We start from the raw sequence: 15,006 nt of genomic DNA, 5'->3' as shown, positions 1-15,006 counted from the left end.
ACCGCTCGCCACCCGGGTAAGCGAACGGTTCCCGGCAGGCAAGGAGCGACCCATGGCCCCCGATCCGACGGCCTCCCTCGCGGACGACCTCGTCCTCGCGACCCGCACCGGCGACCTCGACGAGGTGGTCCGGCTGCTCGGCGGACTCGACACCCCGCCCGCCCGGCTGCGCGTGCTGCGCGGCCTGGTGCACCGCTGTTGCGAGGCGGTCGCCGACCGGTTCGGGCCGCAGCCGCGGGACGCGGTGTTCACCGCGGTGGCGGTGGGCGAGGACGCGGTGGCCGCCGACGTGGACGAGCTCGGCCCCGGGGTGCGCGCCGCGCTGCGGGCGGTGCTGGCGGAGCTGAACGGCGACCCCGAAGCGCTCGAGGTCCAGCTCGGCCTGGCCGCGCGGGAAGCGGGGCTCACCGGGGTGGTGCACTGCCTGCTCTGGGCCGCCGGCCTCCGGTGAGCCCGCGGCCTCAGCGCACGGTGAAACCGCCGTTTTCGCCGACGACCAGGACGCGGCCGCCGAGTTCGTCGGAGCTGGCCTGGTCGGCAGACACCCGGGCGCCGGTCTCGTCGTCGGTCCGCACCGGGTCTGCCCGGGCGCCCGTTTACCGCCCGGGACAGCGGGTAAGCGCCCTTCCGACCCCGATTTCGAGCCGTTGAGATGTGAGCGCTCCGATGACCGGATTTTTCCCGCCCGGGCAGGGAAACAGCCCGTTCGACCAGTTCCTGTCGCAGTTCTTCGGCCAGGCCGCGCCCGGCCGCCGCGGCTACTCGGTCGACGTGTCGCGGCTGCTCACCGACCAGGCCCGCGGGCTCGTCGCGGAGGCGGCGGACCGCGCGGGCGCGTGGGGCGGACGGCATGTCGACACCCAGCACCTGCTGTGGGCCGCGACCCAGCTGCCGGCCACCGCGCAGGCGCTCGCCCGCGCCGGGGTCGACCCGGCCAAGGTCGCCGAACGCATCGAACGCGACCACGCGGCGAGCGGCGAGACCACGGCGTCCGCGCTGGCCCCGGGCGCGAAACGCACGCTGATCGACGCCCACCAGCTCGCCCGCGGCCTCGGCTCCCCCTTCATCGGCCCGGAACACCTGCTGGCCGCGCTGGCCGCCAACGAGGAGTCCGAAGCGGGCCGCATCCTCCGGGAAGAGGGCGTCACCATCGACCGTCTCCGGCAGGATTCCCCCGCGGACGGGCCGGGGGCGACCCCGCTCCAGGACACCCCGACCCTCGCGCACTACGGCGAGGACCTCACCGCCCGCGCCCGCGAAGGCCGCATCGACCCGGTGATCGGCCGGGACGACGAGATCGAGCAGACCCGTCGAGGTGCTTTCGCGGCGCACCAAGAACAATCCCGTGCTGATCGGCGAGGCCGGCGTCGGCAAGACCGCGATCGTGGAGGGCCTTGCCCAGCGGCTCGCCGACGACGACGTGCCGGACCTCCTCAGCGGCCGGCACGTCGTCCAGCTCGACCTCACCGCGATGGTCGCCGGAACGCGGTACCGCGGCGATTTCGAGGAGCGGATGTCCGCGCTGCTCAAGCAGATCCGCGAGCACCGAGACCAGCTGATCGTCTTCGTCGACGAGCTGCACACCATCGTCGGCGCCGGAGCGAGCGAGGGCAGCGGCGGCCAAGGCGCCGGGAACATGCTGAAACCAGCGCTCGCGCGCGGCGAACTGCACATCGTCGGGGCGACCACGCTCGACGAGTACCGCACCGGCATCGAACGGGATCCAGCGCTCGAACGCCGCTTCCAGCCGATCCTGGTGCCCGAGCCGACCGTCGAGGACGCCGTGTCGATCCTGCACGGCCTGCGCGACCGCTACGAGGCGCACCACCAGGTCCACTACACCGACGACGCGCTGCGGGCGGCCGTCGACCTGTCCGACCGCTGTCTCACCGAACGCTTCCTGCCGGACAAGGCGATCGACCTGATCGACCAGGCCGGGGCTCGCGTGCGGCTGCGCGCGCGGACCAAGCCGGACGGCCAGCGCGAGCTGCAGAGCAGGCTCGACCAGCTGCGGCTCGAGAAGGACCAAGCCGTCGCCGAAGAGAACTTCGAACGCGCGTCCTCGCTCCGCGACGAGATCGCCGACCTGCGGAAACGCCTCGACCAACCGGTCGAGCGCCCCGGCGGCCCGGTGGAGGTCACCGACGCGGACATCGCCGAGGTCGTCTCCCGGCTGACCGGCGTGCCGGCCGCGCGGCTGACCGAGACCGAACGGGAACGCCTGCTGGGCCTGGAAGAGCACCTGCACGACCGCGTGATCGGCCAGGACGACGCCGTGCGCGCGGTCGCCGAGGCGGTGCGGCGGTCCCGCGCCGGGCTCGCCGAGCCGGACCGGCCGTTCGGCAGCTTCCTGTTCCTCGGTCCCACCGGCGTCGGCAAGACGGAGCTCGCGCGGGCGCTGGCCGAGGCGCTGTTCGGCGACCAGGACAGCATGGTGCGCATCGACATGAGCGAGTACTCCGAGCGGCACACCGTCAGCAGGCTGATCGGTTCGCCGCCCGGGTACGTCGGGTACGAGGACGCCGGCCAGCTCACCGAGGCCGTGCGGCGCCGCCCGTACTCGGTGGTGCTGCTGGACGAGATCGAGAAGGCGCATCCGGATCTGTTCAACGTGCTGCTGCAGGTCCTCGACGACGGCCGGCTCACCGACGGGCGCGGCCGCACGGTCAACTTCGCCAACACCGTGCTCATCATGACCAGCAACCTGGGCTCGGACCTGGTCGGCAGCTCGACCCACGGCGCGCTCGGCTTCGTCCAGCCCGCCGACGGCGACGGCGACCAGCTGCGCGAACGGCTCATGCGGCGGCTGCGCGAAGCGTTCCGGCCGGAGTTCCTCAACCGGATCGACGAGATCGTGGTCTTCCTGCGGCTGGAGGCCGACCAGCTCGACCGGATCACCGAACTGCTGCTGGAGCGCACGAAACGGCGGGCCCACGCCCAGGGCTTGACCGTCGAATTCACCCCGGAGGCGGTGCGCCGGATCAGCGAGCTGGGCTACGAACCGCAGTTCGGCGCGCGGCCGCTGCGGCGGGCGATCCAGCGGTACGTGGACAACCCGCTGTCGAGCAAGCTGCTGTCCGGCGATGTCGCGCCCGGCACTGTGGTGCGGGTGGACGCGGGCGACGAAGGACTTCGCTTCGACCCCTCGGCGACCGCCTGAGGTGCCCAACCTCCCGGTCGTGTTCGGCGTCGCCGGACTGCTCGCGCTCGCCGCGGCCGTGCTGCCGAAACTGGTTGCCGACCGCCCGTTCTCCACGCCGCTGGTGATGCTGCTCGCCGGGCTCCTGCTCGGTCTGCTGCCGTTGCCGTACCTCGGCGACTGGGCCTCCCCCGCCCGGCACCCGGACGTCGTGGAGTCGTTCACCCAGCTCGGCATCGTGCTCGCGCTCGCGGGCGCCGGCCTGTCCGTGGACCGGCCGTTCGGGGTGCGCAAGTGGATGTCGCCGTGGCGGCTGCTGTTCGTCGCCATGCCGCTTTCGATCGCGGCGGTCGCGGTGCTCGGCTGGTGGTGGCTCGGCCTCGCGCCCGCCGCCGCGGTGCTGCTGGGTTCCGCGCTCTCCCCGACCGACCCGGTGCTGGCCGGGGATGTCGGGTTCCGGCACCCGGCGCGGACCCGGATCTCGCGCGGGACAACGAGATCCGCTTCACGCTCACCACGGAGGCGGGCCTCAACGACGGTCTCGCCATGCCGTTCGTCCTCGTCGCGCTGCTGCTGGCCGGCACGCACGTGTCGATCGGCACGGACGTGCTGGCACCGCTGCCGATCGGCGTGGCGGTCGGGCTCGTCGTCGGACGGCTGCTGGCGTGGGCGTTCTTCCGCATCCCGTCGTCGCGCTTCCGGCTGGCCGAATACTCCGACGGGCTGGTCCTGCTGGCACTGGCCTTCCTGCCGTTCGCGGTGGCGGAACTGCTGCACGGCAACGGTTTCCTCGCCGTGTTCACCGCCGCGGTGTGCGTGCGGACCAGCGAACGCTCGCACGGCTACCACGAGGTCCTGCACACCTTCGGCCGCCAGCTCGAACGGCTTTTCGTCGCGATCACCCTGCTGGGACTGGGCTTCGCGCTCGGCGATGGTCTGCTCCGCGGAGTCACCGTGCGCGAAATCCTCTTCGCGGCCGTCGCGGTCTTCGTCGTCCGGCCGCTGACCGGGATCGGTTCGCTCCTCCGGTCCCCCGCCCGCGGACGGGCCGCGCTGGCGATCGCGTTCTTCGGCGTGCGCGGCATCGGCACCCTCTACTACCTGGCCTACGGACTCCACCAGGCCGACCTGCCCGGCGCGGACCAGCTGTGGCGGGCGGGCGCGCTGGCGGTGGCGCTTTCCGTGCTGATCCACGGGATTCTGGCCGCACCGGTGATGCGCCGGGTCGAGGAGCAGGGGGCGCGTGCCGCGGCGGCTCCCGGACGAGACGGGCAGTTAGCCCCCGGAAAATGCTCGCGTTTCCCGGGTGCGCGGGCCGGAAAGCGACCGCCCGGGCTCAGCACGGACGCGAGCGCCCACCCGCCCCGCGCAGCGAGCATGTTCCCTCGATTACCCTTGTCCGCCAACGAAATCACCCGCCCACGTGGCGGGGCAATCCAGTGCGGTCACCGTAAGGTCACGGCTCTTGCGGAGGACTCTCTTGCGGCCCAAGGCTTTCCCTTGCTCGCTCCGCCACAGACGGGGAACCACGCTCGCCGGGCCGAGATCCCCGCACCGCAACGGGCTGGTCCGCTGGCGCCTCCTTCGGCACCCCGAGCCGACGCAGCCGCCCCGCGGACGGCGGCGCTTGCGGCCGGATCCCCGCGGGTGCTTCCGCCAGTTCCCACCAGACAGTCATGGCGCTCCTTTCTTCCCTCGCGGCCCAGCGGTCCGCACTCGGATAACCGATCAAGCGCGCGGACAACCGCGAGACCACCTGGACGTGTGATGCCCTGTTACGACGATTCACGCGAAAGTTCGGCCAGCTTGCGCAGAATCTCCGCGCCGTCGCCCAACGTGTCGCGCTCCAGCGGTGAAATGCGCCACCAGACGACGCCCGCGACGACCCGGCTCGGCGGAAGGACCACGAGTTCTCCCGGCGAAACGACCTCGACCCCGGGCGCGAGTTCGCAGTTCCCGCAACGGCCGGGCGTCACGAAGAAGAACGCCCCGTGCGGCGACAACGCCATCGGACCGAGCGGCCGCCCGCCGTCGAACGCGGCGAGCGACCGCCAGCCAAGGTGCGTCGGCGCGCGCAAGACGTCGAAGTGCTCCCCCACCGGCGCGAGAATCGCCTGCCGATGCACCGACCACCACCCCGCGACCACGCGCCGGTCGACGGTCGCCGAGGACCGGGGAACCGTCGCCTCCCGGCCGCCGAGCAGCTCGAAACTGACCGGATGCCAGGTCGTCAGCCCGTCGCACACCGGCCCCGGCAGCACCGGCCACCCCAGCGCGGCGTAGTGCTCGGCCGCCGTGCGCAGCGAACGCAACGCGACCCCGTGGTCGGCGGCCAAGCACCGGGAACGGCTTCCGCGCGCAACAGCGGTCATCGCAAGAGTCCCTTCCGAGAACCAGCCCCGCCCGCTTCGGCAGCCGAGGCCCCGCCCGCCCACCATGCGGCGACGCCGAGCCGCGGACCAGCCAGCGAACCGGGCGCAAACCGGGAGCCCGGCGGTGCCGAGTTCGTCGAGCCACGGCACGCCCGCGACCGGCGATGCGGCCGTCACTTGGTACGGAAGACCGCTTCGCCCTGAAGGGTTTCTCCCCGCCGTCAGCGCGACGGGACTGATCGGCGCACGCGTCCTGTCGAAGTGCTCACGCCAGGCCGTGCGCGGGATTGCCCATCAGCAGTAACCGTGAGCACGATCGGAGTACCCGCCGGCCGGAACCGGATCCGTTCCGCATCGCGCGCCCCAGGATCGCGGCGTCTCAGCCAGCACCCTGCATTGTCGACAAAACCGCCCTGGTCACGTTCGTGACCGCTCGGGTGGCGTCGCTGCCCGGCGTCCCCTGAATCAGCACCAGCATTTCGGTCTGGTCCGACACTCCGACCAGCATCGACGCCTGTCCCTGGCTCCGGCGGTCCGCGGTATTGGCCAGCACAGCCGGAAAACCGCTCACGACCGTCGGCTCGAAGTAGCCGTTTTCGTAATAGCCGGACGCATTTTGCCGATAGGCGTTGGTCAGGCCGTTTTTCACGGTGGTCAGAAATGTCGCGCTGACCGCCGTGTATCCGTCGCTGAACCGCCAGCCGCAACCGGCGCCGCTGGCCGCTTTGTCCGCCTTCGGCTGGCTCAGCTGCAACGCGGACAGCTGCGCCGGCGTCAGCATGCCGCACGGATCCGCGAGGAACTTGTCCACGTTGACCGGAGCGGAAACCTTCGGCGCCACCGCAATCTGGCTCCCCGGCGGGGACGACGGACCGCTCTGCTCAGCACGAGAAGGCGCCGCCACCCCCTGGACCGATGCGGAGCACCCGCTGACCGCGACCGCCACCACGATCGCCAGCGCGAGGCGAAACCGAGCAAAAGTCACCGCCCTACTTTAATCTTGCCCGCTCCACCAGCGGCGGAGACCCGCGGACGCAGATCACGAATGAGAAACGAACCTCCCGGGTACCCCACAGTTTCAACGCCCGCGGCCGCAAGTCGCGGGCGGCGGCAGGAAGGAGTAGATCGTGTACCGGAATACTCCCGACCCGAGCGTGGAAAGGAGCGAGGCCGAACCGGCGGCACCGCCCGTCGTCAGTGCACCCATTGACGCTTCGGTCAAGTCGCGTTTCGAAGAACTCGCACCGGCACAGCCGCGCGAGGCGGCGATCCTGCGGCAGAAACTCGCGCACTGGCTGAAGGAACTGCCGCTGGACGCGCGCAGCGAATTCGACATCACGCTGGCCGCCTACGAGGCCTTGGCCAACGTCGCGGCGCACGCCTATCCCGGCGGCACCGGGTGGACCCGGCTGTACGCGGACTGGGCAGGCGACACCGTGACGGTGACGGTGAGCGACACCGGCTGCGGCATCGCTCCCGAACGGAAGGCCGCGCCGTCCTCAGGCGGCCGGGGCTTGCCGTTGATCGACGAGGTCACCGACCGGATGAGCATTGACACCGGCGAGCACGGCACGACCGTGACGATGGTCTGGCGGCCCGCTGCGCTGCGCCAGGACACTGCGGCCTGAGGCCCGGGCCGGCACCGCTCACCGCGCCACCGCGATGGTGCCGCCCGCCAGCGGTGTCGGCCCGAACCAGTCCAGGCAGACCACCATCGCGTCGTCCTCGGCTTCGGCGCCGTCCCGGCGGACGGCGAGTTCGCGCAGCATCCGGCCCGGCACGTGCGCCGCGGGCAGGTCGGCGGTCGTCACCACCGCTTCGGCCAGCTCGCGGTCTCCGTAGTGTTCGTCGAGGAGCCCGGCCGCGTTGTACACGCCGTCGCTGACGAACACGAACCGGTCTCCGTCGACGGCCTGGAACCGGTGCGTGGCGTAGACCGTGTCCTCGAACATGCCCAGCGGCAGCTGTTCCTCGAAATGGATCCGCTCGGCCTTGCCGTCGCGCAGCACCCACAGCCGCGGCGACCCGGCGTCGACGACATCGACCATGCCGGTGGCGAGATCGAACTCCAGCAGCAGCGCGGCCACCTGCGCGCCGCCGCGGTAGTGCGCGTAGACCGCCTGGTCGGCCAGTTCGGCCTGCGCGTCCAGCTCGACGCCGGCCCGGCGGGCGTTGCGCAGTGCGTTGACCGCGAGGTTGGTCAGCAACGCGGCTTCGCTGCCTTCGCCCATGCCGTTGATCAGGGTGACGGCGAGCTTCTGGGCCGAGGCGGACCAGTCGAAGCAGTCGCCGTAGATCGCGTAGGCCGGTTCGAGCTGGCCGCCGAGGGCGAACTCGGCGCGAGTGCAAGCCCGGCCGGGCAGCAGCTGCCACTGCATCTCGGCCGCCAGCGTCAACCGGGACGAACGGCGGGCCTGGAGATAGAGATCGGTGTCGCGGTCGGCGACGAACAGTTCGTGGGCCAGCGCCTCGGCGAACCTTTCCAGCTCGGCCCAGACCTGCGGTTCCGGTTCCTCCGGCAGGGTCACCGCCAGGATGCCGAGCCGGTCGCCGCGGACGCTCACTGGCAGGTAGCCGGTCACGCCGTCGCGGTCGTGGTCGAACGTGGCGGCCTGGGCGACGAAGGCCGTCCCCGCCGTGGTGCCCTCGACCGGGATCGGTTCGGTCGTGTAAGGCAGCGTCTTCACCTGGCACAGTTCGGTCAGCGCGTAGTCGGCCATCCAGATTTCGACCGCTTTCGCGCCGAAATGCTCGGCCAGCGCGGAGCGCAGCGCGGCCGGGAGGTCGTGGGGCGGCACATCGCGCAGCAATCGCTCGACCGCCAGGGATCTGTCCAACGCCGCCTCCTGCTCACGCCGCCGGGCGCCGGGGCGGCACGCGGTCAGTCTTGCGAGTCTGCTCCGCTCCGCCGTGCCGGTCTATGGCCAATCGCGTGAGCTGTCCTGCCGGATCAGCATATGGATGCCACAGTGGAGGCCGTGCATCGGTCCCGCGAACAGCCCGGCCTCGACGGGCGGCCGAACTCCCCGATCTGCTCGAAGCGGTCGTCGAGCGGATGCGGGAGGTGCCGGCGCATCCGCTGTCGCACGCCCAGCTGCGCGCGGTCGTCGCGCTCGACCGCCACGACGGGCTCAACCTGCGGACGCTGGCCGAACTGCTCGGCTCGACGCCTCCGCTGGCGAGCCGGTTGTGCGACCGGCTCGAGGCGGTCGGCTTCCTCGAACGGCTGCCGAGTTCGCGCGATCGCCGGGAGCTGGTCCTGCGGTTGAGCGAACGCGGCCGCGGATACCTGCGGGAACTGCGCGCCCGCCGCCGGGAGAGCGTCCGCGCGGTGCTGGCCCGGATGACACCCGCCGGACGGGCCGCACTGGCCCGCGGGCTGCGGGAATACCAGGCGGTCGCCGCCGTCCGGGAGCGCGGCGACAGGCCGGGGTGAGCCCCCGGTGTTGCACCACTACCCTCCACTGTTGTTACATGACAACAATGGATCGGCGGCGCAGCACGCCCTGACCGCAGGAGGATACGGTGCCGGGCACGGACAAGGGCGACGTCCGGGGTCTGCTGACGCGGACTCTGGACGAGGACCACGCCGCCCTGGTGGACGACTGGGTCCGGCAGCAGCTGGAGGTCCCGGACGCGCCGCACGACGAACGCGAGCTGCGCCGCGAGGCCGCGGAACTGCTCGAAACGCTGCGGGACGCACTCGGCGCCGAACTGCCGGCGGCCCGCATCGTGGAGCGGGACCCGGGCGTGCGCGACGCGCTGACCGCGCTGTCGCAACGGCGGGCACGGGCGGGTGCGGCGCCGTCGGCCACCGCGATGGCGATCCTGGCGCTGAAGCGGACGCTGCTGGACGCGATCGAGCGCCACACCGCCGATCCGGCGGTGCGCTACCGGGCCGCCCTCCTGGTCAGCGAACTGCTCGACCGCGCGGGCGTGCTGTCGTTCGCCGTGTACGTCTCCGGGCGCGAGCAGATCATCCGCGACCAGCACCACCAGATGCTCGAGCTGTCGACCCCGGTCGTGCAGCTGTGGCGGCACATCCTCGCGGTCCCCCTGATCGGCACGCTGGACAGCGCCCGCACCCAGGTCGTGATGAACAACCTCCTGGAGGCCATCCAGACGCACGAGGCCCGCGTCGCGATCATCGACATCACCGGAGTGCCCACAGTGGACACCGCGGTCGCGCAGCATCTGCTGCAGACCGTTTCCGCGGTGCGGCTCATGGGCGCCGACTGCGTCATCAGCGGCATCCGGCCCCCGATCGCGCGGACCATCACCCAGCTGGGCATCGACCTGTCGCACATCGTGACCCGGGGGTCTCTCGCCGACGCGCTGGCCACCGCGATGCAGCTGCTGGGCGAGCGGCCCCGCGCCGGCGCGGTGAACGGGTGAACCCCGGGCTGCCGATCCTGCGGCTGGGCGACGTCCTGCTCAGCGGTTTGCTCAACGACCTCGACGACGCCACCGCGCTGGCGTTCACCGACGAACTCGCCAACCGCATCGCCGACGAGGGGATCCGCGGCGTCGTCATCGACATCTCCCGGCTGGAGCTGATCGACTCGTTCGTGGCGCGGGTGCTGATGCAGCTGGCCGACACCGGACGGCTGCTCGGCACCCGGATGATCGTCGCGGGCATGCGCCCGGCCGTCGCGATCACCCTGTCCGAGCTGGGGCTGCAGCTCACCGGCGTCCAGACCGCGCTCACCGCCGAGCAGGCGATGGAGCTGCTGGGCTGGCGCCGGCCCGCCGAGGCCGCCGAAGAGGCGCCTCATGCTCCCTGACGGACTCACCGATCCCGGAAACGACACCCCGCCCGGCGAACACGTCGTGCGGGCCGAGGAGGACCTGCTCGCCGCCCGGCACGCGGTGCGCGCCAGCGCGGTCGCGGCGGGCTTCTCGATCGTCGACCAGACCAAGATCGTCACCGCGGCCAGCGAGCTGGTCCGCAACGCCTACATCCACGGCGGGGGCGGCACGCTGACGATCGAGGTCGTGCGCGGCGACACCGGCCGGGTCGGCCTGCGCCTGCGGGTCCGCGACGAAGGACCGGGCATCGCCGACGTCGCGCAGGCGATGACCGACGGATTCAGCACCGGAGCCGGGCTCGGGCACGGGCTGGGCGGCACCCGGCGGCTGGCCGACGAGTTCCGTCTCGACACCGCGCCCGGCAAGGGCACCACGGTCACGATCGTGCGCTGGAAACCGTGAGCGCCGCGGCTCTCCCGCCCTCGCGGCACGTGCGCGTCGACCACGCCAGCGCCGTGTACGCCGCCACGCGCACGACCCGCGAGACCGGCCGGGCCGCCGGGCTGCCCGACGTGCTCACCGAGCGCGCGGCCGTGGTCACGTCGGAGCTGGCCAGCAACCTCAACAAGCACGCGGTCAACGGATCGGTCGTGGTGCAGCGGTCGGCGATCGGGCACGGCGTCGACGTCCTGGCCGCCGACGACGGGCCGGGGATGGCCGACGTCGGGCACTGGCTGCTCGACGGCAACTCGACCACCGCCACCCTCGGCACCGGTCTCGGCGCGGTCAGCCGGATGGCCACCGTGTTCCGGATCCGCTCGGCGCCCGGCGGAGGGACGGTCGCCGGCGCGCGGCTGCTCGCCCCCGGCACGCCCGCCGGCCGGGCCGCCGCGATCGGGCATTTCTGCCTGCCTCGCGACGGGGAAGAGCAGTGCGGGGACGCGGTGGCGGTCGCGCAGGCGCACGACGGCTGGACCGCCGTCGTCGTCGACGGGCTCGGCCACGGCCCGGACGCCGCCGAAGCCGCCGATCTCGCCGTCCGCGTCTTCGGCCAGAACCCCGACCGGCCGCTGACCCAGCAGCTCGCGAGCATGCACCGGGCGCTGCGGGCCACCCGCGGCGCCGCCGTCGCCCTCGCCCGGATCGCCCCGCACCGGCTCGATTTCTGCGGCGTCGGCAACGTCAGCGGAACCGCGGTCGGCCCGGGCCGCGAACCCCGGCTGCTGCTGAGCGTCCCGGGCATCGTCGGATTCAGCCTGCCCGCCGTCCAGGTCCGCCAGGCCCCGCTGTCGGACGGGGACCTCGTCCTGCTGCAGACCGACGGCGTCGGCCACGGATGGCGGACCCCGCCGCCCGGCGGCAAAGCCCTGCCCCTGACCGCCAACGCGTTGCTGCTGGCGGCCGAACTCGCCCACCGCCACCGCAATCCGCGCGACGACGCCGCGATGATCGCCCTGCACCCCCATTGGCTCGCCTGATGCACCCTGCCCTCGCCCGGTTCCGCCGCCGCCTGCGCGTCGCCTGCGCCGACGCGGGCGTGCCCGCCGACGACCGCGCGCGCCTCGTCCTGTCCGCGACCCTGCTCGCCGAAGCCTCCCTCGGCGCGGGCCGGCGCGTCGTCCTCGAAACGGCCGCCGCCGAGCACCGGCTCGCCGTCACCCTCCGCCTGCCCGAACCGGTGGAACAGGCCCGGCGCAACGCTCTCCCGCTGCTGCCCGACGCCGGCGACGACGCCACCCCGACCTGGTATCTCCCCGCCGGCGAAGGCCCGGTGCCCGCTCCGGCCGACGACGAAGCGGCCACTCGCGAGGAGATGCTCGCGCTGATCGCCCGGGCCGACGGCCTCGCCCAGCAGCAACGCGAGCTCAAGCACGAACTCGCGGAGACGAACAGCGGCGTGCTGGCGATGTACGTCGAACTCGAAGAGCGCGACGAGCAGCTGCGCACCGCGCACGCGTTCATCTTCCGCGAACTCGAGGACGCGCTGCGGCCCCCGCCGCCGGACGCGCCCGGGCTCGGGCTCGCCGTCCACTATTCGCCGACCGACCCGGACTCCCCGACCGGCGGCGATCTCTACGACTGGTTCGTCCTGCCGGACGGCTCGCTGCACGTGACGCTCGTCGACGCGGTGGGGCACGGCGTCACCTCCACCCGGCACGCGCTCACCGCCACCCACGCCATCCGGACCCTGGCCCTGCAGGGGCACCCGTTCCACAACCTCATCGCCCGTACGGCGGAAACGCTGGCGCGGATCGAACCGGACCTGATGGCCACCGTGCTGCTGGCCCGCGTCGACCCAGCGACCGGCGAGACGACGCTGGCCAACGGCGGGCATCCGCCTCCGGTGCTGGTGACCGAGGCCGGGGCCGCGGAACTGCTGCCTCCGCCGGTCGTCGGCCGCGGCGTCGGATTCCCCGACCCGGGCAGCCCCGCGCTCACCCGCCGCACGCTGCGGCCCGGCGACACCTTGCTGCTCTACACCGACGGCCTGATCGAAAGCCGCCGCGACCTCGACGAGGGCCTCGTCCGGCTGCTCGACCACGCGCCCGCGCACGCCCGCCACCCGATCGACGCGCTCCCCCGCGACCTCGTGACCCGGATGCACGACGTCGTGCTGCACACCGACGACACCGTCCTGCTGGCCCTGCGGCGAACTGAGCACCTCTGACTGGAGAACGACGATGACGCGATCCCCCCGTCCCGCCCTGGGCACCGCACGGAGCGGAATCCACCGGTGACCGCCGCGGCCGATCACGAAGCCCTCACTGCTTCTTTCGCCCGGGCAAAAGAAGCAGTCGAAGAAGCCCGGCAACGGCTGACCGCGCCGGCGCCAGCCGACCTGCACGCGGCGGTCCACGGCATCGTCGCCACCACGGCCGCATTGGCGAACGCCGCGACGGCGTTGATCGACCGGACGCCTTCGGCTTTCTGCCGGGACCACGCCGGAGAGGTGCGCGAACTCGTCGCGGACCTCCTCGCCATCCGCGGCTGCTTCACCACCGCCCTCCGGCTCGCCGAACCGGCTCTGCAAGACCTGGAGCAGTTCCGGGCCACCGCTCCGTGACTGGTCTGCTCGTCAGCCGCGGCAGACCTGGCAGCCGCTGGGCAGCACCGCCGTCCAGGCCGCGGACAGCACGGACCCGCCGCACGAGCGAGGCCGCGTCCAGCACCCGCGCAAGGGAAACTCTCGCCGCAGCGCAGGGGTCAGGACCGCTTCGCCGACGGCGTAATGCGTCCCCCGGGCAATTCCGGCGCGGCGGCCGCGTCGAACGCGCGCAACCCGGTCACCAGGGCGTCCCGCTCCTCCTCGCTCAGCCCGGCGAGAACCTGGTGCAGGCTCGCCCGGCGCCGCGCCCGCAGATCCTGCAGGTAAGCCCGCCCGGCGTCGCTGAGCCGGAGCGTCAGTTCCCGCCGGTTCCGCGCGTTCGGCAGCCGCACCAGGAACCCGACCGCCTCCAGCCGGTCGCACAGCCGGCTCACCAGCGGCGGCGTCGAACCCAGAAGCTCGGCCAGGGTCCGCAGGTTCAGCCCGTCGTAGCGGTCCAGCGCGACCACCGCACGCACCTGCGACAACGACAACGGCCTCGGCGACGCGTCCCGTGCCCGCTCGAAGAAAATCTCGAGCAGCTCGGCCGCGTCCGCCACGGCAGCCGCGGCCTGCTTGGCCGCCCGTGTCCCGCCGGTCCGGTTCGCTGCGTTCACTGTGGCATCCCTGGGTCTCGCCGTCACCGCAGTTTACCGCCGGTCTCCCGGCCCCCGGACCGCGCCGGCTTCGCCGGACCATCATTGTCATAGAGCAACTGTTGCCGTACGGTAACAGCTTATCGCTTTTCGCAAGGACTAAGGAATGTCGCTGAACGACGAAACATCCGACCACGTCGACGACCCGCGCGTGGTGCGCCGGGTCGACGAGGTCACCGGAGCGCTGGAGCGCCTGTCCGACACGCTCGACCAGGAAGAAGGACTGCCGGCCATCCTGCACCGGCTCTGCCAGCAGGTCGTTCCGGCCATCCCGGGCGCCGACCACGCCAGCGTGTCGGTGGTGAGCGACGGCGTTCCCCGCACGGTGGCCGCGACCGCGGACGAGGCCGGAACCATCGCCGCGGCGCAGTACGACGCCGGTTCCGGTCCCGCGCTGGAGGCGGCCCGCACCGGCAAAGTCGTCCGCGTCACCGTGTCCGACGAAGCCACCGGACGCTGGCCCGGCTTCGTCAGCGCAGCCCGCGACGCGTCCGTCGGCAGCTACCTGTCCGCGCCGCTGTACCTCGACGAAGAGTTCTCCGGTTCGCTGACTCTCTACGGCGCGGGCGACCACGGCTTCAGCGACCTCGACGCCGCCCTGCTCGAGCTCTACACCACCGCCGCCGAAGCCGCCCTGCGGCAAGCCCAACGGCACCGCACCGCCCGGACCACGGTCGACGAACTCCGGACCGCGCTCAGCTCCCGCGCGGTCATCGACCAGGCGAAAGGCATCCTGATGGCCGTCCGCCGCGTCACCGCCGACGAAGCCTTCGAGATCCTCGTCGGCCAATCCCAGCGCACGAACGTCAAACTCCGCACCCTGGCACAGCAATTCGTCGACGAGGTGTGCCGCCCCGGCACGGACGGCTAGGGCGTGTCTGACAAATATCCCGGTTGATTATTGGGATGCTGCTGCTCGTGTCGCGGTTTCAGTTGCTCTCAGACGATCAGTGGGCGTTGATCGAGGACCTGCTGCCGGTCCGGACTGGTAAGCGCGGGCGTCCG

The 15,006-nt window shown here is 72.3% G+C and carries 14 protein-coding genes and 3 pseudogenes; 13 read left to right on the top strand and 4 right to left on the bottom strand.

Annotated features, from left to right (window positions below):
• Positions 1-52 precede the first annotated feature (52 nt).
• The 4 genes and pseudogenes from L942_RS06190 to L942_RS45825 all read left to right on the top strand — a co-directional run.
• Positions 53-451 carry a hypothetical protein gene (locus L942_RS06190; RefSeq protein WP_051165752.1) on the top strand — a complete coding sequence of 133 codons (399 nt, stop codon included), beginning with the start codon at positions 53-55 and terminating at the stop codon, positions 449-451.
• 215 nt (positions 452-666) lie between these two features.
• Positions 667-3,160, top strand: a pseudogene (locus L942_RS06185) (ATP-dependent Clp protease ATP-binding subunit).
• Positions 3,084-3,521, top strand: a pseudogene (locus L942_RS45830) (hypothetical protein); the annotation flags it as partial. The pseudogenes L942_RS06185 and L942_RS45830, both read left to right, overlap by 77 nt.
• A 164-nt stretch (positions 3,522-3,685) precedes the next feature.
• Positions 3,686-4,300, top strand: a pseudogene (locus tag L942_RS45825) (cation:proton antiporter domain-containing protein); the annotation flags it as partial.
• A gap of 614 nt (positions 4,301-4,914) precedes the next feature.
• Here the strand turns inward: L942_RS45825 and L942_RS42715 are convergent.
• Together L942_RS42715 and L942_RS06175 are read right to left on the bottom strand one after the other, a co-directional pair.
• Entirely contained in the window at positions 4,915-5,511 is a 597-nt protein-coding gene (locus tag L942_RS42715; protein ID WP_235078918.1) for a bifunctional DNA primase/polymerase, read from the bottom strand.
• Between the two features lie 379 nt (positions 5,512-5,890).
• The gene (locus tag L942_RS06175) at positions 5,891-6,496 is read right to left on the bottom strand and encodes a DUF3558 domain-containing protein (protein ID WP_235078916.1); all 606 of its coding nucleotides are present in this window, start codon (positions 6,494-6,496) and stop codon (positions 5,891-5,893) included.
• 142 nt (positions 6,497-6,638) lie between these two features.
• Between L942_RS06175 and L942_RS06170 the strand changes: the two genes are divergently transcribed.
• Positions 6,639-7,139: an ATP-binding protein gene (locus L942_RS06170; RefSeq protein WP_235078915.1), complete on the top strand. Its 501-nt coding sequence runs from the start codon at positions 6,639-6,641 to the stop codon at positions 7,137-7,139.
• A gap of 18 nt (positions 7,140-7,157) precedes the next feature.
• Here L942_RS06170 and L942_RS06165 read toward each other — a convergent pair whose 3' ends face one another.
• On the bottom strand, positions 7,158-8,348 hold the full coding sequence (locus L942_RS06165; protein WP_037356002.1) for a PP2C family protein-serine/threonine phosphatase: 1,191 nt from the start codon (positions 8,346-8,348) through the stop codon (positions 7,158-7,160).
• Positions 8,349-8,566: 218 nt separating this feature from the next.
• Here L942_RS06165 and L942_RS06160 point away from each other — a divergent pair, with 218 nt between their 5' ends.
• The 7 genes from L942_RS06160 (at position 8,567) to L942_RS06130 (ending at position 13,324) form a co-directional block, all read left to right on the top strand.
• Positions 8,567-8,947, top strand: coding sequence for a MarR family transcriptional regulator (locus tag L942_RS06160; RefSeq protein ID WP_051165751.1), 381 nt, complete (start codon positions 8,567-8,569; stop codon positions 8,945-8,947).
• 89 nt (positions 8,948-9,036) lie between these two features.
• The gene (locus L942_RS06155; protein WP_037355999.1) at positions 9,037-9,906 is read left to right on the top strand and encodes an STAS domain-containing protein; all 870 of its coding nucleotides are present in this window, start codon (positions 9,037-9,039) and stop codon (positions 9,904-9,906) included.
• On the top strand, positions 9,903-10,295 hold the full coding sequence (locus tag L942_RS06150; protein ID WP_037355996.1) for an STAS domain-containing protein: 393 nt from the start codon (positions 9,903-9,905) through the stop codon (positions 10,293-10,295). Before L942_RS06155 ends, L942_RS06150 begins: the two co-directional genes overlap by 4 nt.
• Positions 10,285-10,722: an anti-sigma regulatory factor gene (locus L942_RS06145; RefSeq protein ID WP_037355993.1), complete on the top strand. Its 438-nt coding sequence runs from the start codon at positions 10,285-10,287 to the stop codon at positions 10,720-10,722. Before L942_RS06150 ends, L942_RS06145 begins: the two co-directional genes overlap by 11 nt.
• Complete coding sequence (locus L942_RS06140) at positions 10,719-11,738, top strand: SpoIIE family protein phosphatase (RefSeq protein WP_037355990.1); 1,020 nt, start codon at positions 10,719-10,721, stop codon at positions 11,736-11,738. Before L942_RS06145 ends, L942_RS06140 begins: the two co-directional genes overlap by 4 nt.
• Positions 11,738-12,928 (top strand): PP2C family protein-serine/threonine phosphatase, encoded by a 1,191-nt coding sequence (locus tag L942_RS06135; RefSeq protein ID WP_037355987.1) that lies wholly within the window; start codon positions 11,738-11,740, stop codon positions 12,926-12,928. Before L942_RS06140 ends, L942_RS06135 begins: the two co-directional genes overlap by 1 nt.
• Before the next feature lie 66 nt (positions 12,929-12,994).
• Positions 12,995-13,324, top strand: a complete 330-nt coding sequence (locus L942_RS06130) for a hypothetical protein (protein WP_037355984.1) — start codon at positions 12,995-12,997, stop codon at positions 13,322-13,324.
• Between the two features lie 140 nt (positions 13,325-13,464).
• On the opposite strand, the gene L942_RS06125 is transcribed toward L942_RS06130, so the two are convergent.
• Complete coding sequence (locus tag L942_RS06125) at positions 13,465-13,962, bottom strand: MarR family transcriptional regulator (RefSeq protein ID WP_106964809.1); 498 nt, start codon at positions 13,960-13,962, stop codon at positions 13,465-13,467.
• 145 nt (positions 13,963-14,107) lie between these two features.
• On the opposite strand from L942_RS06125, the gene L942_RS06120 reads away from it, so the two are divergent.
• Positions 14,108-14,872 (top strand): GAF and ANTAR domain-containing protein, encoded by a 765-nt coding sequence (locus tag L942_RS06120; RefSeq protein WP_051165749.1) that lies wholly within the window; start codon positions 14,108-14,110, stop codon positions 14,870-14,872.
• Positions 14,873-15,006 lie beyond the last annotated feature (134 nt).

This window comes from Amycolatopsis orientalis DSM 43388, assembly GCF_000411975.1.
Classification (GTDB): Bacteria; Actinomycetota; Actinomycetes; order Mycobacteriales; family Pseudonocardiaceae; genus Amycolatopsis; species Amycolatopsis orientalis_D.
The sequence above is the reverse complement of the archived record's forward strand: the minus strand, read 5'-3'. Positions and strand labels throughout refer to the sequence as shown.